The sequence below is a fragment of the Nonomuraea sp. NPDC049400 genome (assembly GCF_044466425.1).
GTDB lineage: Bacteria > Actinomycetota > Actinomycetes > Streptosporangiales > Streptosporangiaceae > Nonomuraea.
Window position 1 is genome coordinate 21,533 of record NZ_JBITMP010000058.1, and the last position, 22,235, is coordinate 43,767.

General features: G+C 70.1%; 24 protein-coding genes. 7 read left to right on the top strand and 17 right to left on the bottom strand.

Annotated elements, in window-relative coordinates; translation table 11 throughout:
* Positions 1 to 61: 61 nt before the first annotated feature.
* Complete coding sequence (locus ACIBVN_RS50555) at positions 62 to 1,087, bottom strand: LacI family DNA-binding transcriptional regulator (protein WP_397148345.1); 1,026 nt, start codon at positions 1,085 to 1,087, stop codon at positions 62 to 64.
* Between the two features lie 253 nt (positions 1,088 to 1,340).
* Here ACIBVN_RS50555 and ACIBVN_RS50560 point away from each other — a divergent pair, with 253 nt between their 5' ends.
* The 5 genes from ACIBVN_RS50560 to ACIBVN_RS50580 all read left to right on the top strand — a co-directional run bounded on the left by ACIBVN_RS50560 (position 1,341) and on the right by ACIBVN_RS50580 (position 7,198).
* Positions 1,341 to 2,618, top strand: a complete 1,278-nt coding sequence (locus ACIBVN_RS50560) for an extracellular solute-binding protein (protein WP_397148347.1) — start codon at positions 1,341 to 1,343, stop codon at positions 2,616 to 2,618.
* Positions 2,619 to 2,691: 73 nt separating this feature from the next.
* Positions 2,692 to 3,573 carry a carbohydrate ABC transporter permease gene (locus tag ACIBVN_RS50565; protein WP_397148349.1) on the top strand — a complete coding sequence of 294 codons (882 nt, stop codon included), beginning with the start codon at positions 2,692 to 2,694 and terminating at the stop codon, positions 3,571 to 3,573.
* A gap of 20 nt (positions 3,574 to 3,593) precedes the next feature.
* Positions 3,594 to 4,400, top strand: a complete 807-nt coding sequence (locus ACIBVN_RS50570; protein WP_397148351.1) for a carbohydrate ABC transporter permease — start codon at positions 3,594 to 3,596, stop codon at positions 4,398 to 4,400.
* A gap of 17 nt (positions 4,401 to 4,417) precedes the next feature.
* Entirely contained in the window at positions 4,418 to 6,082 is a 1,665-nt protein-coding gene (locus tag ACIBVN_RS50575) for an amylo-alpha-1,6-glucosidase (protein WP_397148353.1), read from the top strand.
* A 195-nt stretch (positions 6,083 to 6,277) separates the two neighbouring features.
* A complete protein-coding gene (locus tag ACIBVN_RS50580) occupies positions 6,278 to 7,198 on the top strand; it encodes a VOC family protein (protein ID WP_397148355.1) in 921 nt (306 codons plus the stop codon).
* A 36-nt stretch (positions 7,199 to 7,234) separates the two neighbouring features.
* Here ACIBVN_RS50580 and ACIBVN_RS50585 read toward each other — a convergent pair whose 3' ends face one another.
* The 9 genes from ACIBVN_RS50585 to ACIBVN_RS50625 form a co-directional block, all read right to left on the bottom strand.
* A complete protein-coding gene (locus ACIBVN_RS50585; protein WP_397148357.1) occupies positions 7,235 to 9,073 on the bottom strand; it encodes an RICIN domain-containing protein in 1,839 nt (612 codons plus the stop codon).
* A 275-nt stretch (positions 9,074 to 9,348) separates the two neighbouring features.
* On the bottom strand, positions 9,349 to 9,783 hold the full coding sequence (locus ACIBVN_RS50590) for a cupin domain-containing protein (RefSeq protein WP_397148359.1): 435 nt from the start codon (positions 9,781 to 9,783) through the stop codon (positions 9,349 to 9,351).
* 29 nt (positions 9,784 to 9,812) lie between these two features.
* Complete coding sequence (locus tag ACIBVN_RS50595; RefSeq protein ID WP_397148361.1) at positions 9,813 to 10,277, bottom strand: cupin domain-containing protein; 465 nt, start codon at positions 10,275 to 10,277, stop codon at positions 9,813 to 9,815.
* Between the two features lie 163 nt (positions 10,278 to 10,440).
* Positions 10,441 to 10,737 (bottom strand): zinc-binding dehydrogenase, encoded by a 297-nt coding sequence (locus ACIBVN_RS50600; protein WP_397148363.1) that lies wholly within the window; start codon positions 10,735 to 10,737, stop codon positions 10,441 to 10,443.
* Positions 10,725 to 11,363, bottom strand: coding sequence for an NADP-dependent oxidoreductase (locus ACIBVN_RS50605; RefSeq protein ID WP_397148365.1), 639 nt, complete (start codon positions 11,361 to 11,363; stop codon positions 10,725 to 10,727). The genes ACIBVN_RS50600 and ACIBVN_RS50605 overlap by 13 nt, the downstream gene beginning before the upstream one ends.
* A 107-nt stretch (positions 11,364 to 11,470) precedes the next feature.
* Positions 11,471 to 12,355 (bottom strand): alpha/beta fold hydrolase, encoded by an 885-nt coding sequence (locus ACIBVN_RS50610; RefSeq protein WP_397148367.1) that lies wholly within the window; start codon positions 12,353 to 12,355, stop codon positions 11,471 to 11,473.
* 285 nt (positions 12,356 to 12,640) lie between these two features.
* Complete coding sequence (locus tag ACIBVN_RS50615; protein ID WP_397148369.1) at positions 12,641 to 12,871, bottom strand: hypothetical protein; 231 nt, start codon at positions 12,869 to 12,871, stop codon at positions 12,641 to 12,643.
* Entirely contained in the window at positions 12,868 to 13,641 is a 774-nt protein-coding gene (locus ACIBVN_RS50620) for a hypothetical protein (protein ID WP_397148371.1), read from the bottom strand. The genes ACIBVN_RS50615 and ACIBVN_RS50620 overlap by 4 nt, the downstream gene beginning before the upstream one ends.
* Positions 13,642 to 13,758: 117 nt before the next feature.
* Entirely contained in the window at positions 13,759 to 14,406 is a 648-nt protein-coding gene (locus tag ACIBVN_RS50625; protein WP_397148373.1) for a TetR/AcrR family transcriptional regulator, read from the bottom strand.
* Positions 14,407 to 14,535: 129 nt separating this feature from the next.
* On the opposite strand from ACIBVN_RS50625, the gene ACIBVN_RS50630 reads away from it, so the two are divergent.
* Positions 14,536 to 15,588 (top strand): aldo/keto reductase, encoded by a 1,053-nt coding sequence (locus tag ACIBVN_RS50630; protein ID WP_397148375.1) that lies wholly within the window; start codon positions 14,536 to 14,538, stop codon positions 15,586 to 15,588.
* A 21-nt stretch (positions 15,589 to 15,609) separates the two neighbouring features.
* Here ACIBVN_RS50630 and ACIBVN_RS50635 read toward each other — a convergent pair whose 3' ends face one another.
* Genes ACIBVN_RS50635 through ACIBVN_RS50645 form a run of 3 tightly spaced genes read right to left on the bottom strand, consistent with a single transcriptional unit; the run spans position 15,610 to position 18,270 of the window.
* A complete protein-coding gene (locus tag ACIBVN_RS50635; RefSeq protein ID WP_397148377.1) occupies positions 15,610 to 16,122 on the bottom strand; it encodes a hypothetical protein in 513 nt (170 codons plus the stop codon).
* Entirely contained in the window at positions 16,119 to 17,588 is a 1,470-nt protein-coding gene (locus ACIBVN_RS50640; RefSeq protein WP_397148379.1) for an ATP-binding protein, read from the bottom strand. The genes ACIBVN_RS50635 and ACIBVN_RS50640 overlap by 4 nt, the downstream gene beginning before the upstream one ends.
* A gap of 7 nt (positions 17,589 to 17,595) precedes the next feature.
* Positions 17,596 to 18,270, bottom strand: coding sequence for a response regulator (locus ACIBVN_RS50645; RefSeq protein ID WP_397148381.1), 675 nt, complete (start codon positions 18,268 to 18,270; stop codon positions 17,596 to 17,598).
* A 213-nt stretch (positions 18,271 to 18,483) separates the two neighbouring features.
* Between ACIBVN_RS50645 and vanY-N the strand changes: the two genes are divergently transcribed.
* The gene (gene vanY-N, locus ACIBVN_RS50650; RefSeq protein WP_397148382.1) at positions 18,484 to 19,056 is read left to right on the top strand and encodes a D,D-peptidase/D,D-carboxypeptidase VanY-N; all 573 of its coding nucleotides are present in this window, start codon (positions 18,484 to 18,486) and stop codon (positions 19,054 to 19,056) included.
* Between the two features lie 64 nt (positions 19,057 to 19,120).
* On the opposite strand, the gene ACIBVN_RS50655 is transcribed toward vanY-N, so the two are convergent.
* From ACIBVN_RS50655 to ACIBVN_RS50670, 4 genes are all read right to left on the bottom strand, one after another.
* Entirely contained in the window at positions 19,121 to 19,828 is a 708-nt protein-coding gene (locus ACIBVN_RS50655) for an FkbM family methyltransferase (protein WP_397148384.1), read from the bottom strand.
* Positions 19,829 to 19,870: 42 nt separating this feature from the next.
* Positions 19,871 to 20,566: a response regulator gene (locus ACIBVN_RS50660; RefSeq protein ID WP_397148386.1), complete on the bottom strand. Its 696-nt coding sequence runs from the start codon at positions 20,564 to 20,566 to the stop codon at positions 19,871 to 19,873.
* A complete protein-coding gene (locus ACIBVN_RS50665) occupies positions 20,563 to 21,705 on the bottom strand; it encodes a sensor histidine kinase (protein ID WP_397148388.1) in 1,143 nt (380 codons plus the stop codon). The genes ACIBVN_RS50660 and ACIBVN_RS50665 overlap by 4 nt, the downstream gene beginning before the upstream one ends.
* Before the next feature lie 285 nt (positions 21,706 to 21,990).
* Positions 21,991 to 22,233, bottom strand: coding sequence for a hypothetical protein (locus tag ACIBVN_RS50670; RefSeq protein WP_397148390.1), 243 nt, complete (start codon positions 22,231 to 22,233; stop codon positions 21,991 to 21,993).
* Between the last annotated feature and the right edge of the window lie 2 nt (positions 22,234 to 22,235).

The following is a 22,235-nucleotide window of genomic DNA, read 5'->3' on the forward strand; positions in this document are numbered from 1 at the left end:
TCGTAGCGAGGTGTCACTTGGCGAGCGGTGGCGAGTCGAATCGATTCGACTACATGATAGGTCAGATGGCGCGCCGGTGGCCGGGCGCGGGGCCGGTCGTGCTGCGGAGTGAGATCGGCGGGGCGGCCAGGAGGTGGCGGTGCGCCGTGGCCGGGTCGGCGATGCGCTGGATGAGCAGCTCGACGGCGCGGGCGCCCATCTCGTCGGCCGGGACGTCGGCGGCGGTGAGCGGCGGGTGCAGGTTCTCGGCCCAGTGCCGGGCCGCCACGCCCGCGATGGAGAAGTCCCCGGGCACGGTCAAGCCCGCCTCGGCCAGCGCGCGGTACATGCCGGACACCGCAGCCTCGTTGATCGTGGCGATGGCGGTCAACTCAGGGTGCTCGGCGAGGAGTTGCTGGAGGCAGGACTGTCCGGCCTGCGCGTCGTCGCCGCAGCAGACCTGCACGCCGCGCAGGCCGCGTTCGGCGATGGCGCGGTCGAAGCCGGCCTGCGCGCGGTGACCGGGGCCGTATCCGGCGGCGACCAGCTCGGCGTTGCGGTTGACCAGCGCCAGCTGCCGGTGGCCGAGGGCGGCCAGGTGGTGGACGCACTTGGCGATGAGCGCCTCATAGTCGACGTCCACCCAGGACATGTCCTCCGGGTGGCGGGTGCGGCCGATGCCGACGAACGGCAGGCCGCTCGCCTGCAGCCGGGCGACCCGGTCGTCCTCCAGGCGGATCTCCATGAGGATCACACCGTCCACCCGCCGCCCGGTGACGACGCGCTCGAAGGAGCGGTCATGCTCGCCGCCCGAGGGTGACAGCAGGACGTCCAGGTCGGCGCGGGCGGCGGCGTCGACCACGCTGGCCACGAAGCCGAGCTGCATGTCGGTCAGGCGCTGGCCGGCCGGCGGAATGACCAGGCCGATCGTGCGGGTGCGGCCCTCCTTCAGCGCTCTGGCGGCGGCGTTGGGCCGGTAGCCCAGCTCGTCGATGACCGCCAGGATGCGGCGCTTGGTCTCCTCCGACACCGGGCGCCTGCCGGTGAGCGCGTACGAGACGGTGCTGCGTGACACGCCCGCCCGCTTGGCGATCTCTCCGATGTTCACCCGTGCTCCTCGTCCGATCCGCCGGCCGGCGACCATCGTAGGTCGAACCGGTTCATGATGGGTACGCTGCCGGTTTCCGCGGCGACGACGTGCCGTGTGCCGCACATCGCGCGCGACGTTCCGGAAAACCGTACCGCACCGCCCATTGACGCCCAGGGTGGAGCGGGCCTATCTTCGGTCGAACCGATTCGCCGAATCGATTCGACATCGTTCGGAAACAGCCGCGTAACGCCTGTCAGCGGAGGTCAGCTCAATGAGATCAGCGGCAAGGAGCCGGCGTGCGGCCGGCGCGAGTCTGGCGGTCCTGGCCGCCGTGGGCGGGCTGGCGGCCTGCTCGTCATCGTCCGGCGGCGACGGCGGCGGTTCGGCGAGCGCGAGCCGGTCCGCCGGGGGCGGGACGTACACGATCTGGGACCCGTATCCGCAGTACGACAAGAGCTCGGAGTGGGTGCGCCTGCTGGAGAAGTGCGGCACCGACGCCGGGGTGAAGGTCGAGCGCACCGGTTACGACACCAGCGACCTGACGAACAAGGCGCTGCTGGCGGCTCAGCAGGGCAACTCGCCGGACGTGCTGATCGTCGACAATCCGGTCGTCTCCACGCTGGCCGAGGCGGGGGTGCTCACCACCACCGAGGAGAACAAGCTCGACGTCTCCGCGATCGCGCCGAACCTGCTGGCGGCAGGCCAGAGCGGCGGCAAGACCTACGGCGTCCCGATCGGCGCCAACACGCTCGCCCTGTACTACAACAAGGAGGTTCTGAAGGAGGCCGGGGTGGACATCGCCTCGGTGAAGGACTGGGCATCCCTGACGGCGGCGCTGGCGAAGGTGAAGGCGGCGGGCAAGAAGGGCATCACGTTCTCGGCGATCGGCACCGAGGAAGGCAGTTTCCAGTTCCTGCCCTGGTTCTGGGGCTCCGGCGCCGCTCTCACCAAGCTCGACTCGCCCGAGGGCGTCTCGGCCGTGGCGCTGTGGACCGACTGGCTGAAGAAGGGGTACGCCCCGAACTCCGTCATCAACAACACCCAGACCACCAGCTGGCAGGAGTTCGCCGGCGGCGATTACGCCTTCGCCGAGAACGGCACCTGGCAGCTCGCCAACGCCAAGAAAGCCGGCTTCGACTACGGCATCATCCCGGTCCCCGGCAAGGGCGGCGGCACCGCGCCCGCCCCCACCGGCGGCGAGTTCGTCAGCATCCCCGTGCAGTCCGACACCGGCCGCTACGCCACCTCCCAGAAGCTGGTGACCTGCCTGACCAGCACCGACAACTCGCTGACCACGACCACCACCCTGTCCTACGTCGCGCCCACGGAGGCGGTGCAGGCCAAGCAGGTGGCGGCCACGCCCGACCTGAAGGTGTGGGTGGAGGCGGTCAAGGCGGCCAAGGGACGCACCAGCGACGATCTGGGCACCAAGTATCCGAAGATCTCCGAGCCGATGTGGGGCGCGGTGCAGGCGGCACTGAGCGGGTCCAAGTCTCCCCAGGAGGCGATGGCGGCGGCGCAGTCGGCTGCGGCGAGCGCGACCCAGTAGCAGCATGAGCCGAGTCATCCAGGCGCCGGCGCGTCCCGCCCGAACGACGGCACGAGGTCATCGGGCGGCACGCGTGCGATCAGGCCAGTGGGCAGCATGGGCCTTTCTCGCCCCGGTGGTGCTCTACCTGCTGGTGTTCTACGCCTACCCGCTCTACCGCAACGTCGAGTTGAGCCTGCGCAACTACACCGTGCGCTCGTTCGTGCAGGGGGACGCCCCGTTCGCCGGGTTCGCCAACTACGCGAAGGTGTTCGCCGACGCGACCTTCGGGCCCGCGCTGTGGCACACGGTGGTGTTCACGCTGGTGTCGCTGGCCTTCCAGTTCGGCATCGGGCTCGCGCTGGCGCTGTTCTTCCAGAAGAACTTCCGGCTGTCGGCCACGCTCAGGGGACTGTTCCTGGTGCCGTGGCTGTTGCCGCTGATCGTCTCCGGCTCGACCTGGTCGTGGATGCTCAACAGCGACTCCGGCGTGGTCAACGCCGTCCTGGCCTGGCTCGGGATCGGGCCGGTCAACTGGCTGACCTCGCCTGACTGGTCGCTGTGGTCGGTCGTCATCGCCAACATCTGGATCGGCATCCCGTTCAACCTCGTGGTGCTCTACTCCGGGCTGCAGGCGATCTCACCGGCCATCTACGAGGCCGCCGCGCTGGACGGCGCCAATGGCCGGCAGCGGTTCTGGAAGGTGACGTTCCCGCTGCTGCGGCCGGTGTCGGCGATCACGCTGCTGCTCGGCCTGGTCTACACGCTGAAGGTGTTCGACATCATCTGGATCATGACCAAGGGCGGGCCGAGCGGCGCGTCCACCACGTTCGCGACCTGGTCGTACCGGCTCGGGTTCGGCAACCTCATGCCCTCCTTCGGGCCCGGCGCCGCGGTCGGCAACCTGCTGATCGTGACGGCGCTGGCCTTCGGGTTGGTCTACATCCGCGTGCAGCGAAGGCAGGGCCCGATATGAGGCCCGATACGAGGCGCGGCATGAGGCGGCTCAAGACCGCGACCGGGCTGGTGCTGACCGCCGTGATGTTGTTCCCGGTCTACTGGATGATCAACGTGTCGTTCACTCGTGACCAGGACATGCGCAAGAGCCCGCCGAACTGGTTCCCGGTCGACGGCACCCTGGACGGTTACCGGGCGGTGCTGGACCAGCAGCTGCCCTACCTGGGGGTGAGCCTGGTCGTCGGGCTGGGCACGGTGGCGCTGACCCTGCTGCTCGCGGCGCCGGCGGCGTACTCGCTGGCCAAGCTGCGCCCGCGCGGGGGCGGGGCGCTGAGCTTCGTGCTGCTCATCGCGCAGATGATCCCCGGGATCATCATGGCGATGGGCTTCTACGCCATCTTCCTGTCCACCGGCGTGCTCAACACCGTTCCCGGGCTGATCGTGGCCGACTCCACCCTCGCCGTGCCGTTCGCGGTGCTCATCCTGACCACGTTCATGTCCGGCATCCCCGAGGAGCTGCTGCAGGCCGCCCGCACCGACGGCGCCGGGGTGGTGCGTACGTTCATCTCGATCGTGCTGCCCGTCAGCCGCAACTCCATCATCACCGTGTCGCTGTTCGCATTCCTGTGGGCGTGGTCGGACTTCATCTTCGCCTCCACCCTCGATCAGGGCGGCGACCACCAGCCGATCACCCTCGGCATCTACCACTACATCGGCAACAACAACCAGGAGTGGAACGCCATCATGGCCACCGCCGTGATCGCCTCCATCCCGGCCACCATCCTGCTCGTCGTCGCCCAGCGCTACGTCGCCGCCGGCGTCACCGCGGGCGCCGTCAAAGACTGAGAAGGGACCTTCGCTTCATGACCGCCGCCGCTTCAGGCCCGGTGTTCTCCCTGCGGGAAATCCCGTTCAGCTACCGCGGATCCTGGTTCGGCTTCTCGCCCGTGGTGGCGGAGAAGACCTACGCCGAGGACGTGCACCTGGTCTCGCACCAGACCGGCATGCACGCGATCCTGCGGCTGATCCCCACCGCCGAGGCCGCCATCACCGCCACCCCGCACCAGCTCACCTGGAGCCGCGACGACGGCCGGATCGACCTCGCCTACGAGAACCCCGACACCGTACGGGTCAAAGGCCGCGGCCTCGGGCTCCGCCTGCTGGCCGCCGACCCCGTACTGACGCCGTTCAGCGGCCCGTACTTCTACCAGGACCCCGTCGACGGCTCGTACGTCTTCACCGTCTACCAGACCGGCCGCCGCTACCGGATCACCCTCCTGGCCGGGCAGGCCGAACACCGCGGCACGCAGGCGCTGGGCAGCGGCGAACGCGGTCTCGTCCTCGGCGGCGACTGGGAGATCGCCATCGAGGAGTACGAGACCGCCCGCGCCCCCTACGCCGGCACAGACGCCTTCGAGCAGGTGGCCAAGGCGGCGCGGGCCGAGTTCGACGCGTTCGCCGCGGCGGTCGCGCCCTGGCGCAGCGACCGCACGCCCGCCGCCGAACTGGCCGCCTACGTGCTGTGGTCGGCCACCGTCCGCCCGGCCGGGTTCGTCACCCGGCCGGCCGTGCTCATGTCCAAGCACTGGATGGACAAGGTGTGGAGCTGGGACCACTGCTTCAACGCCATCGCCCTCGCAGGCGGCCTGCCCGACCTGGCCTGGGACCAGTTCCTGCTGCCCTTCGACCACCAGGACGCCGCCGGCGCGCTGCCCGACTCCGTCACCCACTCCGAGCTCCTCTACAACTTCGTCAAGCCCCCCATCCACGGCTGGGCCCTGCGCCACCTCCCTCCTCCGGCGCCCGACGTCTATCCACTGCTGGAACGCTGGACCACGTTCTGGCTCGACGCCCGGCGTGCCCCGGGCCGGGCGCTGCCGCACTACCAGCACGGCAACGACAGCGGCTGGGACAACGCCACCACCTTCGACCCCGAGCGCGTCGTCGAGACCGCCGACCTGGCCGCCTTCCTCGTCCTCCAGATGCGCGAACTGGCCCGCCTGGCCACCGACCAGGACGCGTCCGCCCGATGGAGCGAACAGGCCGACCGGATGCGCGACGCCCTCCTCGCCGAGCTGTGGGACGGCGAACGGTTCGTCGCCCGCGGCGCGCACTCCGGACGCACCTGGTCCAGCTCCAGCCTGCTCGACCTCATGCCGATCACACTGGGGGAGGAGCTGCCGCACCCCGTCCGCACGGCCCTGGCCGCCCGGATCGAGCAGCACCTGACCGCGTTCGGCCCCGCCACGGAGCTGCCTGACTCTGAGCACTACCAGGACGACGGCTACTGGCGTGGCCCCATCTGGGCGCCCTCGACCGTCCTGATCGAGGACGGTCTGCGCCGCGCCGGGCACCCGGAGCTGGCCGACCAGATCAGCGCCCGCTTCCGCGCGCTGTGCGAGAAGTCGGGGTTCGCCGAGAACTTCGACGCCCGCACCGGCGAGGGCCTGCGCGATCGCGCCTACACCTGGACGGCCGGCGCCTACCTCATCCTCGCCGCCGCCCACGAGAGGCGAACCAGGACGTGATCCGGCTTTGACAGGTCAGGGGCGCACCTTCGTGTTGATCGCCAGCACGATCGACCCGACGAGGAGCAGGTTCGTGGCCATCAGCGCGTAGGCGGTGGCGCCCGCGAGGATGTCGACCGCTGCCGGCGACGATCTCGTGTCCTACATTCAAGGCATCGGCGAGCTCCGCCAGACCTTTGTCGAAGGAGGCGCGTGATGGCGCTGCACCGGCTCAGCTCGATCACCATCGGGGTGCCCAACCCCGCGGAAACCATCGCCTACTACACCGAGTTCGGCCTGCGGCCCGGCGCGGACGGATGGCTGGCCACGACCGACGGTGGTGACCAGCTCCGTGTGGTCACGGCTCCGACCCGGCGCCTGGTCGAGGTGCGGATCGGCGCCGACGACCACGACGACCTGGCAGCCGCCGCCTCCCGGCTGCGTGCCCTGGACGTCCCCGCCCAGCTCGGTCCCGCCCGGCTCGTCGCCAACGACCTGGTCACCGGGGTTCGCGCCGTCGTCCAGATCGAGGACCGCCTCGCCCAGGACCCTCGGGCGGGCACGCCGTACAACGGCCCTGGCCGCCATGACCGCATCGGCACCCGCGCGCCCGGAATCCTGCGCACCGACCCCGTACGGCCCCGCAAGCTCGGACACGCCGTGCTGGCGACCACCGACCTCACCGTCACCACGGCCTTCTTCCGCGACGGGCTCGGCTTCAAGGCCAGCGACTACGTCAAGGACGCCGGGGCGTTCCTGCGCTGCTCGACCGACCACCACAACATGCTGGTCCTCAAGGCTCCCATCACCTTCCTGCACCACACTTCCTGGCAGGTCGACGACATCGACGACATCGGCCGCGGCGCGACGCGCATGCTGGAAGACCACCCCGAACGGCACGTATGGGGGCTGGGCCGGCACCACGCCGGGTCCAACTTCTTCTGGTACCTCAAAGACCCCGCGGGCAACTTCAGCGAGTACTACTCCGACATGGACTGCATCATCGACGACCAACTCTGGACCCCGGAGACCCTCGAAGGCGCCCTCGGCCTGTTCAACTGGGGCCCACCACCGCCCCCGTCGTTCCTGCACCCCGAAGACCTGGCCGCGCTCATGACCGGGGCGCACAGCACATAGATCCGTGCCGCCGAGGATCACCGGCGACCGGAGTGGTCACCGGCCCCAGAGCCGCCAGGTCTGGTTGAGCGGACTGGCCTGGCCCGCCGGGTTGCAGGTCCACTGGTGGATGGGAGCCCTGGGCGCGGTCGAGATGGTGCTGACGTCGACGCACTTGCCGCTGTGACGGGCGACGAGCTGGTGGTCCCGGGGATCGTTGCCCGCATAGGTGACCCTGCGCAGGGTGAACTGCTGGTTCTGCGCTCCGCTGCCGCACGCCCACTGGCGTACCGGCGCGCCGTCAGCCGTGGACGACGCGCTCACGTCAAGGCACTTCCCGCTCTGCTGGTTGACCAGCGTGTAGGTGCCGGCCACGCCGGCGACCGGCCGGAAGTTCCACAGCTGCTGATCGCCGCCCTCACAGAAGAACTGCTGCTGCACGTTGCCGTCGGCGGTGCTGAGGTCGGTGTTGTCCAGGCACTGCTGGGAGTGCTGCGCGACCGCGACGGAGGAGAAGCCGCCCTCCGACGGAGGCAGCAGCGTGATGGTGAACGTCTCGTCGGCGTTGGTGTGGGGCAGGTTCAGCGTGGCGCCGTTGCCGGACAGCGTCAGGACCGTGTTCTGTACGGTGATCGGCCCCTGCACGGCGCCGCCGCCGTTGTACGGGATGCGTTGGACGACCGCGCGGACCTGGTTGTTCTGCACGATGCCGCTGGTGGTGTCGAGCCGCCGGAGATTGACGGCGATGTTGCCGGTCGTCCCGCCGCCGCCCACCAGGATCTTGGCCATGCCGGTCGTCTTGGTGGCGAAGGCGTCGTACGACGCGCTCGGGGTCACCGACACGACCTGGCCGGTCTGGGAGGCGTAGAAGCGGTAGACCCACCATTCGCCCTTGGGTAGGTGCTGACCTGCGCTGTTGCGGACGAGCAGGCTCGCGAGATCGTTGTGCAGGTTGCCGGCGCTCGCCCAGTTGGCGCGCAGCCCGTCGGCGCCTGCCCGTTCCAGCCGGGCGATGTACCACGACCCGTCTCCCGGGTTCTGCTCGTTGGCCGCGGCGTATTCGTTGATCTGGTACGGCCGTGGGTGCGGGATGCCGCGGGCGTCGAGCGTGGTGTTGGCGGCCGACACGTTGGCCACCGGGTCGCCGGGCAGGGAGTGCCAGCTGACGATGTCGGGGACGACGTTGTTGGCGCGGACGAAGTCGAGGTAGGCGTTCCACCAGCTGTGTGTGGTGGAGGGTACGCAGGCGCAGCTGGGGCCGACGATCAGGTGGTTCGGGAAGGCGGCGCGGATGCGCTGGTGGCTGCGGCGCCACAGCTCGAAGTACTGGGCCTGCGGGCGGTTCCAGAACAGGGAGAGGTTCGGCTCGTTCCAGATGTCCCACTGCACGGTGATCCCGGCGGCCCGCACGTCGTTGATCAGGCGGGTGAGGAAGGCGTCGTAGTCGGACCAGTTGCCGCCGTCGCCGGGAAAGCGCGAGATCGGGTATCCGTCGGCGCCCCACAGGTCGTGCGGGAGGATGATGAACTGGCCGCCGAGCGCGATCGTCCGGCGCGCCTGGGCCAGCGTCGCGTTCCACCTGCGCTCGTAGGCGCCCGACACCCAGCCGCCGGGTGAGCCGAGCTGGGCGCCGCCGGCCCGCATGTACCGGAACTTCACGTCACGGAAGAAGTGGTCCGCCGGCCCGGACGCGTTCTCCGTCATGCCGTAGATCCACCCGGACGCGCGGTAGGCCGGGGCGCCGCCGGCCACGGCGAAGTCGACGCTGATGGATTCGTCCGCGGCCTGCGCCGGCGCCGGGGTGGCCGGGAGGATGGCGGCGATGAGCATCCCGGCCAGGAGCCGGGAGACGAGTGCGAGGCGTCTGCCGGGCGGTCGTTGCGTGGTCGTCCTCATGGGTGGCTCCTAGGGGAGTGGGGGACCCAACGATTTGCAACGGGACTGAGAACCGATTCGAACGCATGCAGCCAAGAACAACCGAGGCGTGCGAGCTAGCTTCGCGGGCCCACTAGCGAATCGATTCGACCGGATCGTAGATCTCCTGATGGAGACGTGTCAATGGCATGTCAGGAGCAGTCGGGTACTCCGGCGAGGATGTCGATCTCACTTGACGGGCATCGCAGCGGCATGTGCTGCTTACCCGGTCCCGGAAGCCGGCCTCCGCGCAGTGGTCAAGGGCGAGGCGCTCGGCGGTCCCGCCGCTCTTCGAGCTCTTCCGCGCTCACCGGGATGAGCATCGGCTGCCCGGCCACACCGAACATCGTGACAACGAACTCGGTTTCGGCGTCCGGGAGATTATTGGCGTCCTGGTAATGGATGAGGTCGCCGCCCGGCTCCCAGAACGACTCTCCGGCCTTGATGACGCGCTGCGGTTCGCCTTCCAATTCGAAGATCATCTCACCTCGGATGAGGTACCCGAACGCCGGACCGGTGTGGCGGTGCGGCGGGTTTCCCTCACTGCCCGGCGGCAGAGTGACCAGGATCGTCATCGCCTCGGCGTTGTCGGGCATCGGCGGCGGCGCCGGCACCGACGAGATGAGTTCGATCCTCGGCGGCGGAGTAGTCGCGTTGGGGTTCTCGAGGTGGTGCGAATGTTCGAAGCTCATGGGAGTCCTTTCGTCAGCTCTGGCGGCGGCTAGTTCGGCGGGTCCTCGACCTTGAGCTCATCTCCTGTGTCGGAGATGAAGGTCACCAGCAGCTTCGCGTGCTTTGTCCTGCTGGTGTTCTCGGTGAGCACATGGTGGGCGCCCGGTGGCTCGACCCAGCTCTCGCCTTGGCGGTACGTGCGTACGGGCTCGCCGGCCAGCTGGCTGCGTACGGTGCCCTCAAGCACGTACGCGTGCACGAAAGCGTTGCCGTGCCGATGCGGCACCGCACGTGCAGCGGGCGGGAAGTCGGCGATCGCCGAGGTGAACGTCTTGCCTTTGACATTCGGCAGCGCCCGTTCCAGCAGAGGCGTCAGGGTCTCGGAAGGTGGTTGCGATTGCGTGGCGGTAACCGGCACCGTGCCGGTCGCATGCACAGTTGGGGGAGCGCATCCGACGGTTGCCGCGACCATGCCGGCAGCCAGAAAGCCACAGGCATACCGTATTCGGATCATGACGGCTCTCCTGCCCAGACGGAGTGGAGTTGCCTGAGTACGCTGCCCCAGGTGTTTCGAGGCCGGCCAAGGACGGGTTCAAGCCTTCGTCACGGTCTGCCCAGGCGCAGCCGGTCCTGGACCGCGTCGGAGGAGAGCGCCACACCGCCGCGTACGTGGCCGGCTATTCGTCTTCCGCGACCCGGATGATCGTCTTGCCGCGGGTGCGCTGGCCGGGGGCGAACGCGGATGACGCCTCGGCGAGTGTCCGCACGGCCCCGACGATCGGGCGCAGCCGCCCGTCCCGGAGCCGCCGGCCCAGGTCCGCGAGCTGGGCGCGGTCGGGCTCGACGACGAAGAAGATCGCCCGCCCGTCCCGGGGCCGGACCGTGGGCGGCGAGGCGATGGTGACGAGCGTGCCGCCGGCTCGCACGAGCGCCGCCGAGCGGTCCAGGATGTCGCCGCCGATCACGTCGAACACCACGTCGACCTGGCCGGCGTCCTCCAGGGATCGGACTGCAGGTCCAGGAAGGCATCCACGCCGAGACGGAGTGCGGTGTCCCTGTCGCCGGTCCTGCCGGTGCCGATCACTCGGGCTCCTGCCTCGCGTGCGAGCTGCACCGCGATGGAACCGACGCCGCCCGCGGCGCCGTGGATCAGGACGGTCTGGCCGGCAGCGAGGTGGCCGTGGTCGAACAACCCCTGCCATGCGGTCAGCCCTGAGATCGGCAGCGCCGCGGCCACGGTGTGGTCGACGCCGGCCGGCAGCGGCGCGAGGTTGCGCGCCTCCACTGCCACGTACTCGGCCAATGAACCGTTGCGGGCCCAGTCGGTCACGCCGAACACCCGCTGGCCGACGGTCAGGCCGGTGGTTCCGTACCCCAACTCGGCGACGACACCGGACACGTCATGCCCGGGCACACTCGGCGTACGGTCGCGGCCCGCGCGATCGGACCACGTCGCCGGCCAGTCGAGCTCCCCGCGGGTGAACCCGGCAGCGTGCACCCGCACGATGACGTCGTTCTCGGCGGCGCGGGGGTACGGCACTTCCGCCAGGGAAAGCCCGGCTAGGCCGGCGGAGCGGTCTCGGACCGTGATGGCTTGCATGACAGGGCCTCGTTCATGGCGGAGATGGCGAACACGACGAACGTACCCGGAAGGCGGGGGCACCATCCGCAGCGGCGGATGCGCCGGCTGACTCTGGGCTGGCCTGCTCAGTTCGGTTGTGCGGGGGTGAAGAAGCGGCGTAGGGCGGGGGCCACCGTGTGGGGGTTGCCGCTGCGGTCGGTGTTCCAGGCCGCGCCGTGGCCGACGCCGGCCAGTTCGATGCGTTCCGCTGTGGGGAGGGTGTTGGCCAGGGTGTCCAGTGCCGCTCGCATGTACGGCGGGCTTTGTTCGGCGCCGAGGAGCAGGACTTCGGCGTCGATGGCGCTGTAGTGGGTGATGTCCTGGAGTTGCTCGACGACGGCGATGTCATAGGGCAGGGCTCGGGCCAGTTCAGCCGTCGAGGCATAACGCCCTGGCTTCCCCCGAGCCTCGCGGCGCAGAACGAGGCGCATGGCGGCCTCCAGGAGGAGCCGGGGAATGAGCTCGACCGGGCGCGGGGCGAGGCCGGTGAGTTTCATGGCGGTGATCAGCATGGCGGGCAGGTCGTCGCGGATGGTCTCGCGGTGGAAGCGCGCGATGAGCTCGGTCGGCAGGCCGTCGAGGTAGATGGGGGGTTCGAAGGCCGCGACGCGCCGGATGTTGGGGAGTGTGCGGGCGGCTTCGAGGGCCAGCAGGGCGCCGGTGCTGAGTCCGAAGATGTCGGTGGCGCCGGTGGCGTTGAGCACGGCGGCGAGATCTTCGATGTCCCGGGCGGCCTGATAGCCGGGCTCGAACGGGCGTGGGCTGAGGCCGCGGCCGCGGCGGTCGGGCAGGATCACGGTGAAGGAGCCGGAGAGCAGGCCGGCGAGCTCGGTGAAGTTCTCGCAGGTGCCCATGGCGCCCTGGACCAGGACGAGGTTCGGTCCGGTGCCTACGGTGCGGTAGCCGATGCGGGTCTGGTCAGCCGAGACGGCGGCCGGATCCGTGATGGTGGGTAAGGGTGATGTAGGCATGGAAGCACCTTTCGCTCGTTCATCTGGTCGGTCAGTCCATGTGTCGCCGACAGCCGGGAGCATGGATCGGCCTCGCCGTTACTCCTCCTCCAGCAGGAACTGGCGGTGAAGGCCTCGATGCCCGTCCAAGTGAAGCCGGGCGCCGGCCAGTCGCGCTTGAAGGCCGATGGCGCGGCGTTCGAGCCGAACTCGAGCATCGCCGGGAGGCAGCCCGAAGAGCATCGACACCGCGGTCGGGCAACTTGCCACGGGCCGTGGACAGCTCGTCCGCCCCCGCCCGGCGGTTCACTTGTCGTACGACAGACCGCCTCTTCGAGGCCGGGCGTCGCGGCGGTGCGGTAGCGGATGGCGGCCGTTCGAGGCGGAGCGGTTGGCGGTGCGCAGGTCCTCGGTGCGGGTGAGCTTCGCGCCGAGCCGGTTGATCGTCTCGTGCCGGCCGACGACGGACTTGAACGTCATGGTGGTCTCGATCCAGTGCTGGAGCGCGACCTCGTGCGCCTGGCCTGCGCACATCATTCTTCCCCCTCGTACGGGAGGGGTGGTCGCTCGAGCAGCAGCAGGCGCGGCATCGTGCCCACGATGGCCAGGTGGACGGCCAGGATGACCAGGTTGTAGGCCACGTGTACGGCGATCGCCAGCGGGAGGCCGTGCTCGAACATGATCAGGAACAGGAACATCCCCATGTACCAGGACCAGGCGAAGCCGAGAAGCCCCTGGTAGGCGTGGCCGTTGCGGAACCGGCCGTTGCTGGTGAGCATGGCGGCGGCCACCGTCCATGGGCCGGCGGTGAGCACCTCGTGCAGCCGCCCGGCGGTGGCCCAGTCGGCGGCCGGGATCAGCAGCTCGGTGAAGAACCATCGGACCGGGTGGAGCTCGGCGAACCCGAGCACGATGTAGTCCATCGCCACCGCGCCGGCGATCGCCGCGTAGAACAGCAGCCACCGGAAGACGACCTCCTCCAGCGCGCTGTTGAAGAGGACCGCACCGGGGCCGAGCGTGACCACCCGGCCCTCCGGCGCGCCGTACAGAGCCAGGTGGCGCTGTTGCTGCCGCTTGGCGGGGAGGAAGATCAGCGTCATCAGCACCCCGGCGGCGAGCACGGGCCAGGATTGCACGATCGAGTCGCCGAAGGCCGTCCAGAAGGGCTGCCGGACCGCCCAGAAGGTGCCCAGCTCGAACGGGATCACGTCCGGCGCCAGCCATTCGAGGACCAATACGATCAGGACAGACAGGCCCAGCCCGAAAGGAAGCAGTGAGCACGGCACGATAAGCCCGAACTTAGGCATGCGGGACACCCTTCGGAGGGAGGTCGGCTCGCTCCCATCATGACCGGGAAATCGCAGCCGTCCAGGCTCCGTGCCAAGGGCACTCGCAAGACCGGCGCAACCGGTCTGTGTACGGCTTCAGGAGCGAGCCTGGCTCGTGCCGGCGCCGTAGCGTAGTCCGTCGATGAGCAGCGCGACCATGCGCTGGCTGTAGGCGACGCCCTCGTCCGTCACCGGCATGCACAGATTGGCGACGGCGTACAGGAGGTCCTTGGGGCTGATGCCGGCACGGATCTCGCCACTTGCTGTCGCGGCTTCGAGCAGTGACCCAAGGGCGGGGCCGAGTCGCTGCATGAAGTAGCCGGGCAGGGCGTCGAAGGCCGGATCGCCCGAGTGGAGGGCTGCGGCGAGTCCTCGTTTGGTCGCGATGAACTCGGTGTACCGGTGGAGCCACTTCGCGAGTGCTACCACTGGCTCGTGCGCTGCGCTCAGCGCCGGAGCCGCGTCGGCGCAGGCATCCACCTCGCGCTGAAACACGGCCTTGACCAGGTCTGAGCGCTGCGGGAAGTGCCGGTACAGCGTTCCGACTCCGACGCCGGCCAGATCGGCGATCTCCTTGGCGGGCGCGTCCACGCCTGACGTGCCGAAGACCGCCTTCGCTGCTTCGAGCAAGGAGTCGATGTTGCGTTGCGCGTCGGCGCGCAGCCGACGCGACCCGCGTCCGGGTCCGCCCGCATCCGCCGAGCCGGTCGAGTCCACTCCGGCCGGCGCCGTGTTCTCCGTCACAGCACTCCTTCGCTTGCTTAACCGGAAAGCCTTTCCGTATAGTTCCGGAAAGGCGTTCCGCTTCGTTCAGCGTACGGCATCCCGAACGAGCCCTCACCACACCTCGACCACAACCCCAGGAGAAGCGTCATGCAGTACCGCACTCTGGGCCGGACCGGCATCAAGGTCAGCCCCTACGCGCTCGGCGCGATGATGTTCGGCGCCGTCGGCAACCCTGACCACGACGACTCGATCAAGATCATCCACAAGGCCCTGGACGCGGGGATCAACTTCATCGACACCGCCGACATGTACTCCCACGGCGAGTCCGAGGAGATCGTGGGCAAGGCCCTCAAGGGGCGCCGCGACGACATGGTGCTCGCCACCAAGGCCCGCTTTCCCGTGGACTACGACCCCAGCGGCGCCACCCCGGTCGTTCCCAACCGGTCGGGCGCCTCACGCCGCTGGCTGGTCCGCGCCCTGGACGGCTCGCTGCGCCGCCTGGGCACCGACTACGTCGACCTGTTCCAGATTCACCGGCCCGACCCCGACACCGACATCGAGGAGACTCTGTCGGCGCTCACCGACCTGGTGCGTGCCGGCAAGGTCCGGGCCATCGGCACCTCCTCGCTGCCGGCCTCGGACATCGTCCAGTCCCACTGGGTCGCCGAGCGGCGCGGGCTGACCCGGCTGCGCACCGAGCAGCCTCCGTACTCGATACTCAACCGCGGCATCGAGCGCGAGGTCCTCCCCGTGGTCCAGCAGTACGGCATGGGCACCCTGGTCTGGAGCCCGCTCGCCGGAGGCCTGCTCACCGGCCGCTACCGCAAGAATCAGCAGAACACCACACACCGGTCCCGGTTCGGCTTCAGGCACCTGAGCGACGAGCGCCGTCTGGACGCTGTCGAGCAGCTCATCCCGCTCGCCCAGGACGCCGGGATGCCGCTGACCCACTTGGCCATGGCTTTCGCGATCGCCCACCCCGGCGTCACGTCCGCGATCACCGGACCGCGCACCATGGAGCACCTCGACGACCTGCTCGCCGGCGTCGACGTCACGCTCACCGACGAGATCCTCGACCGGATCGACGAGATCGTGCCACCCGGCACCGACATCGGCACGCTCGACATGGCCTACAACCCACCCGCCATCGAGCACGCGCGCCTGCGCCGGCGGCCGCTCGACGAACGCGCTGCCGCCTGACCGCAGTAGAGGGCCAGGTCGCTACCGTTGCCCCGGGCATTTCCGGGGGCCGACGCTCTGCCCGGCACCGGTGACGGTGACCTGGGCAGGGCTTTCCGGCGCCGTGGCGGCGGCCGTGCACACGATCTGCTTGACGGCCAGTGCGGACAGTTCGCCGGCCGGAGTGGACAGGGCCACCACCAGGTGGCCGGCCGGCTTGGCGGTCACCGAGAACGGGCCGGCTTCGGGCGGGACGTCGGTGGTGAGTCCCTGCGCCCGTTCCGTCGCGGTGAGTCCGGCTGCCAGCAGCGCGAGCGTGTCCGCCTGGAACATCGGACGAGAAGTGGGCCGCGTCACCGCGCTGAGCCGGCCCTTCTTCACCAGATAGAGGGTGATCGTCGCGGGTGGTACGGCGCGTCCGTTCGGCGGGGCGACGCGTCCGCTCGGCGGGTCGCCGGCGGGGATGACATCGCTGGGGCGCACGCCGCAGCCGGCCACGGCGACGAGCGAGACGAGGCCCGCGGCGAGCATGCGGCGGGCGAGCCGGGGCCTCACTCGGGGCCTCCGTCCGGATCGTGTGCCCGGCGTGGCAGGCGCAGCGTGAACATGGCGCCGCCGTCCAGGGCGTTGGCGACGGTGAGGTCGCCTCGGTGCAGACGCGCGTTCTCCCGCGCGATGGCCAGGCCGAGGCCGCTGCCCTCGGACCTGGCCCTGGCCGCGCTGGCCTTGTAGAACCGGTCGAACACGTGCGGCAGCACCGCTTCGTCCAGCCCCGGTCCGTGGTCGCGGACCTCGAGAGTGACCCGGTCCGCCTCGGCGCGAAGCCGTACCGACACCGGTGGCTCGCCGTGCCGCAGGGCGTTGCCGACCAGGTTCGCGAGGATGACGTCCACCCGGCGCGGGTCCAGCCGTGCCGTCACTCCGGGTGGGAGCTCGGTGTCCACCTGCTCCGACCAGCCCCGGGTACGCAGGGTCGCGCGCACCAGCTCGGCCACGTCGATCTCGTTCAGCGCGAGGGCCGCGACGCCGGAGTCGAACCTGCTGATCTCGATGAGGTCGTTCACCAGCCCGGTGAGGTTGAGCGTCTCCTGGCTGACCAGCCTGGCGGCCCTGCCGGCGGGCTCGGGCAGCCGGGCCGCCTCCTCGTCGAGTACGTCGGCGACCGCGGCGAGCGCGGCCAGCGGGGTGCGCAGCTCGTGGGACACGTCGGCCACGAACCGGCGGGCGTCGGCCTCCATCTCGCGCAGCTGCTTGACGTGCCGTTCCAGCTCCGCGGCGGTGTTGTTGAACGTGCGTGCCACGTCGGCCAGCTCGTCGGAGCCGCGCACCGCGATCCTGGTCCGCAGCTGCCCCTCGCCCAGCAGGCGTGCCGCCCGGCCGAGCTCGCGCACCGGGCGCAGCACGCCACGGGAGGCCAGCAACGCGAGGACGACCGCGAACGCCAGGGCCGCCCCGCCGGTGAGCCAGGCGCGTGCGGCGAGCTCGTCGATGCTGTGCTGTTCGGGAAACAGGCTGCGTACGACGTAGACCTCGATGCCGGACACCCACCACTTCCCGTCCCCCTCGACGATCACCAACGGCGTGCCCATGATCAGGTAGGGCGCCCCCTGCCACACCACGCGCTGCCACGCGACGTCGCCGCCGGCCACCACCCGCCGCAGCCCCGGTGGAATCGCCCCGACAGTCAGGACCGGCGCGTTCTCGCCCGGCCTCCAGCGCCCCGGCGGGCCGGCCAGCGCGTGCTCCTCCTGGTAGACGGCGACCGCGAAGCTGTACTTGTCGGTCACGGCGGCGGCGAGCTCGCCGAGCTCGGCCTGGTCCGGCGTCGCACTCCGCAACGGGTAGAGCGCCTGCAGGCGGCTTGTCATCGCCTGCACCGCGGCATCCTGGGCCCGCTGCAGGATGGCGGTGCGGGCCTCGACATAGATCCAGCCGCCCACCGCGGCCGCGGTGACCACACACAGCAGTGCGAACGCGAACAGCAGCCGGGCATGCAGCCCCAGGCTCGGCCGAGGTGCCACGGGCGGCTCACACCGGCCCGAACCGGTACCCGAACCCACGCACCGTCTGCACGTAGACGGGCGCCGCCGAGTCGTCCTCGATCTTCGCGCGCAACCGCTGCACGCATGCGTCCACGAGACGCGAGTCGCCGAAATACCCATGCTCCCACACCGACTCCAGCAGCTGCTGGCGGCTGTGCACCCGGCCCGGCGTGCCGGAGAGCTCGAGCAGCAGGCGCAGCTCGGTCGGGGCGAGGCTGACCGGCACGCCGCGGTTGGCGACCACCAGCCCGGCCCGATCGATGGTCAGGTCCCCGTACCGCTCCAGCTCCGCCTGGTCCCGGCCGATCCGCCGGAGCACCGCGCGAATGCGTGCGTCGAGCACCCTGGGCTGCACCGGCTTGACCACGTAGTCGTCGGCGCCCGCCTCCAACCCGGCCACCACGTCCATGTCGTCGCCGCGCGCGGTCAGCATGATGATCGGCACCTCCCCGGTGGCCCGGATGCGGCGGCAGACCTCGAACCCGTCCATGCCAGGCAGCATCAGATCGAGCACGACGACGTCGGGAAGGTCCGCACGCAGCCGGTCCAGCCCCTGCTCGCCGGACTCCACCGCGCGCACCCGGTGCCCATGCCGGGTCAGGGCCAGCTCGAGGCCCTCCCGCACGGCCGGGTCATCCTCGATCAACAACACTCGCGACACGCCGCCGAGTTTCACAGCACGCTCCGTAATCCGCCCGCCGGTCAACCCATCCACTGTCGGCCGGCCGTGTCTCCGCCGCGTCCGCTCCGTGTCATGGTTGTGTCACGGTCGCGCCGACAGCCGCGCCGAGGGTCGCGCCGACGGTCGCCGCCGTCGAGAAACGGTGACATGCGGCTGACAACGCACGCACATTCGGCGCCAATCGTAGTCGTCATGGACGAACCACGCACCCTCCCACCTCGGCCCCGAGACCGGCTGTACGCCGCGGTCACGTTGGTGCTGGCCGTGCTCCTGCTGCCCGCGGCCTTCGCCCGCCATCCCGGCCGTGCCCGCGAACTGGCCTGCCGCTGGGCGTTACGGATGCGATTCCCCGCCGAGGACCTCACCGGGCTCACCGACGGTGCCATGGCGGCGTTCACCGCGGCGCGCACCGAGGCGCTCTGGCGTCACGGCCAGCTCATCGGCCTCACCTCGGGCTACCGCGACCCCGTTGTCCAACAACGCATGTTCGACGAAGAGGTGCGCCGCTCCGGCTCCCCGGCCTCGGCACGAATGCTCGTGCTGCCACCGGCTGAATCCAGCCACGTCAAGGGCATCGCGCTGGACGTGCGCCCCCACGAAGGCGCGCGCTGGCTCGAGGAACACGGCGCCCGCTACGACCTCTACCGCATGTACGACAACGAGTGGTGGCACTTCGAGTACCGCCCAGAAAGCGGCGGCACGCCACCACGGCGACGACCCCACCCCGGCGTGCGCTACGTCATCGAGAACGGGGACCAGCTGTAGCCCAGGTCCGGGTCCAGGGCGCAGAACCTCACCCGTGACCCCATCGATCCGGTCCAGCCCGATGTCAGGAAAGCCGGCTGCTGAACAGGTAGTTGCGGCGCCGATGGTCTGTCGCGTCGGTCCTCTGCCAGCGGCCGCGCCGCCAGATGTACATGCGGTATCCCATCCTCAGCAGCGGCTCCGTCACGTCGGCCGCGCTCATGCCGTACTTGTCGAGATGACGGTCCTCGATCTCCAGCAGGAGGTTGGGCCGGTGGCGCTCGATCGTGCGGCGCCCGCCTTCCAGGACCGCCGACTCGAACCCCTCCACGTCCACCTTCATGAAGTCGACCCACGGAATCCTGCGGGTCTCACACACGTGGTCGATGGTGTAAACGGGCACCTCCAGGGTCTTGCCCCCGGAATCACCCGGACGTTTCAACCCCACCTGCAGGTGAGCCCAGCCGTGGTTGGGCAGCCCGAACCGGTACGGCAAGCGGAGCCTCTGCCGCCCGTTGGCGGGGCCGAGCGCGGCATTGGTGGTGATCACGTGGCGTGCCCCCGCGGCCTGCCGTGCCGACTCCAGGATCTGGTACGGCAGGCGCAGCGGCTCGAAGCTGTGCACCCGCCCGGTGCGCCCCACCAGGCGGGCGAGGGGAAAGGTGTACATCCCGTAGGCGGCGCCGATGTCCAGGCACACGTCGCCACGCCCCACTAGCTGCGACAACCCGCGCAGTTCGGACTCCCGGGAGAGTGTGCGGGCCACCATGGCCGCCGTCGACAATCTGATCATGCCGAGGACGGTAGGAGTGAGATCGGCGTAAGCGGATCACCCTCAGGAGCGCAACCGTCTGCTCCGCCGTGCCTCTGCGGAGTGACGCCCGGCCACCACCAGGCCGCTCTCATAGGCCAGCACCACGGCCTGCGCGCGATCGCGCAGGTGGAGCTTGCCGAGGATCCGCCCCACGTGAGACTTGACGGTCTCCTCCGCGATCGTCAGGCTGCGCGCGATGTCGGCGTTGGACTGGCCGTCGGCGATGAGCCTGAGCACGTCGAGCTCGCGGGGCGTGAGCACGTTCAGCCGCAACGCCTCGCGCTCGTCGATCGACTGCCTGCTCGTGAACTCCTCGATGAGCCGCCGGGTCACCGACGGCGCCAGCAACGCCTCTCCCGCGGCCACCACGCGCACCGCGCTGATCAGATCGGCCGGCGGCGCGTCCTTCAGCAGGAAGCCGCTGGCCCCGGCGCGCAGCGCCGTGTACACGTAGTCGTCGATGTCGAACGTGGTCAGGATCACCACCTTGGTGCCGGGAACGCTCTCGACCACCCGCCGGGTGGCCTCCAGCCCGTCGAGATGCGGCATGCGGACATCCATGAGAGCCACGTCCGGCCGCGTCCTCCTGGCCAGGTCCACCGCCTCCAGGCCGTCCGCGGCCTCGCCGACGACCGCGACATCGGGTTGCGCCGACAGCAGCGCCGCGAACCCTGCCCTGACCATCGCCTGATCGTCCGCGACCAGAACGGAGATCATTTCTCCCCCTGCGGCAGTACGGCCCGCACGGCGTAACGCCCGTCGGCCAGCGTTCCAGCGAACAGTTCGCCACCTGCCAGGGCCACCCGCTCGCGCATGCCCACCAGCCCGTACCCGGACCCGGACCCGGGCACCGACTCCGCCCCCGCCTCATTGACCACCTCGACCACGAGGTTCCGGCCGTCCAGGGCGATCGTCACCGCTGTCGCGGCACCGTTGGCGTGCTTGATCACGTTGCTCAGCGCCTCCTGCACGATCCGATACACCGTGAGCGACATGGCCGCGCCGACCTCGGGAGTGTGCTCCGGCAGCTCCATGTGGACCGGCGTGCCCGCCCGCCGCGCCGACTCCACCAGTTCGGCAAGCCCGTCGAGGCTCGGTTGCGGTGCTGTCAGCGGGTCGTCCCGATCGCCCCGCAGCACGCCGAGGAGCTGCCGCAGCTCAGTCAGCGAGGTGCTCGCGGCGGCGTTGATGTCGCGGAACTCCCGCAGCACCTCCTCCGACGCCCCGCCCTTGATCCGGTACGGGGCCGTCGAGGCCTGCACCGCGATGACCGACATGTGATGAGCCACCAGATCGTGCAGCTCACGGGCGATCCGCGCGCGCTCCTCCAGCAGCCGCCGCTTGCCGTACTCCTCCGCGACCCGCAGGGTGCTCAGCCGCCGCATCCTGTAGCTGTGCCCGATCATCGTCACAGCCAGCAGCTCCAGGCTCCAGCTCACCATGGCCTGCACCACGTGCGGCGACTCGGGCCGTACCCAGAGCACTGACAACACCCCCGCCGCCAGCGTGGTCAGGAACGCCGCGGTCGTGACCCGCCGCGCGGACACCAGCGCCAGGGTGAACATCACCGGCGCCTGCGCCACCGACTCACTCAGGAGCCAGGGCCGCCAGTCGGCGACGCTGAGCGCCGTCGCCAGGAGAAGCAGCCCCAGCATGAGCCACCACGCGACCATCGGCCGGTACCACGCCACAACCACCGGCAGCCCGTATAACGCCCCGACCAGCACCCCGGGAGCGCCCGCCCCGAGAACGACCGCGAACGCCCATCCATTGAGCAGGGCGGCCAACCCGGCGGCGACGAAGTACAGACCTCGCGGCACCATAGGCTTGCCCGGGTCGGCCGGGGAAGCGGGCACCCGAGCACGATGAGCGCTATGGACGATGCTCAACACCTCACAAACCCTACGAGATCATCGAATCCGGCCGGCGACCCGCCGGCGGCGTCGAAGAGGTGATCCTGCTGGTGAGGGCAGGCGCATGACCGGCGCCAAACCCTCGGCCGCATCCACGCCACCGAACTGCTCACCCCCGCCCGCGGCGCCGCCGGCGCGACCATGATCGCGCTGGCCCTCTCCACGGCCTGCAAACCTCGCCGCCACGGTGGCGTCCGTGCCCGCCGGTCATCTCGCCGACCGCCCCGGTCATGGGCTCGCCTCGTCCGCGTAGCGGCTCAGGCGCTGCGCGGCCGTCTCCAGGTCGGCGGCGGCCGCCGCGCAGGCGGCGAGGTGGGCGGTCACCGAGGCGTGCAGCCAATGCGGTGCCCCGCCGCCGGCCTTCAGCCCCGCCTCGATCGCGCGCAGGCGCTCGGCGCAGGCAGCAAGAGCGCGGGCGTCCGAACGCAGGACTTCGGCGTGGGCGATGATCGCGGCGATCTGGGCGGACATGG

Bases quoted from the DNA above. Each gene is read 5' to 3' on its own strand.
- ACIBVN_RS50560 (WP_397148347.1), top strand. From the start codon at position 1,341: ATGAGATCAGCGGCAAGGAGCCGGCGTGCGGCCGGCGCGAGTCTGGCG.
- ACIBVN_RS50570 (WP_397148351.1), top strand. From the start codon at position 3,594: ATGAGGCGGCTCAAGACCGCGACCGGGCTGGTGCTGACCGCCGTGATG.
- ACIBVN_RS50575 (WP_397148353.1), top strand. From the start codon at position 4,418: ATGACCGCCGCCGCTTCAGGCCCGGTGTTCTCCCTGCGGGAAATCCCG.
- ACIBVN_RS50580 (WP_397148355.1), top strand. From the start codon at position 6,278: ATGGCGCTGCACCGGCTCAGCTCGATCACCATCGGGGTGCCCAACCCC.
- ACIBVN_RS50585 (WP_397148357.1), bottom strand. From the start codon at position 9,073: ATGAGGACGACCACGCAACGACCGCCCGGCAGACGCCTCGCACTCGTC.
- ACIBVN_RS50590 (WP_397148359.1), bottom strand. From the start codon at position 9,783: ATGAGCTTCGAACATTCGCACCACCTCGAGAACCCCAACGCGACTACT.
- ACIBVN_RS50595 (WP_397148361.1), bottom strand. From the start codon at position 10,277: ATGATCCGAATACGGTATGCCTGTGGCTTTCTGGCTGCCGGCATGGTC.
- ACIBVN_RS50605 (WP_397148365.1), bottom strand. From the start codon at position 11,363: ATGCAAGCCATCACGGTCCGAGACCGCTCCGCCGGCCTAGCCGGGCTT.
- ACIBVN_RS50610 (WP_397148367.1), bottom strand. From the start codon at position 12,355: ATGCCTACATCACCCTTACCCACCATCACGGATCCGGCCGCCGTCTCG.
- ACIBVN_RS50615 (WP_397148369.1), bottom strand. From the start codon at position 12,871: ATGATGTGCGCAGGCCAGGCGCACGAGGTCGCGCTCCAGCACTGGATC.
- ACIBVN_RS50620 (WP_397148371.1), bottom strand. From the start codon at position 13,641: ATGCCTAAGTTCGGGCTTATCGTGCCGTGCTCACTGCTTCCTTTCGGG.
- ACIBVN_RS50630 (WP_397148375.1), top strand. From the start codon at position 14,536: ATGCAGTACCGCACTCTGGGCCGGACCGGCATCAAGGTCAGCCCCTAC.
- vanY-N (WP_397148382.1), top strand. From the start codon at position 18,484: ATGGACGAACCACGCACCCTCCCACCTCGGCCCCGAGACCGGCTGTAC.
- ACIBVN_RS50655 (WP_397148384.1), bottom strand. From the start codon at position 19,828: ATGATCAGATTGTCGACGGCGGCCATGGTGGCCCGCACACTCTCCCGG.
- ACIBVN_RS50660 (WP_397148386.1), bottom strand. From the start codon at position 20,566: ATGATCTCCGTTCTGGTCGCGGACGATCAGGCGATGGTCAGGGCAGGG.
- ACIBVN_RS50670 (WP_397148390.1), bottom strand. From the start codon at position 22,233: ATGTCCGCCCAGATCGCCGCGATCATCGCCCACGCCGAAGTCCTGCGT.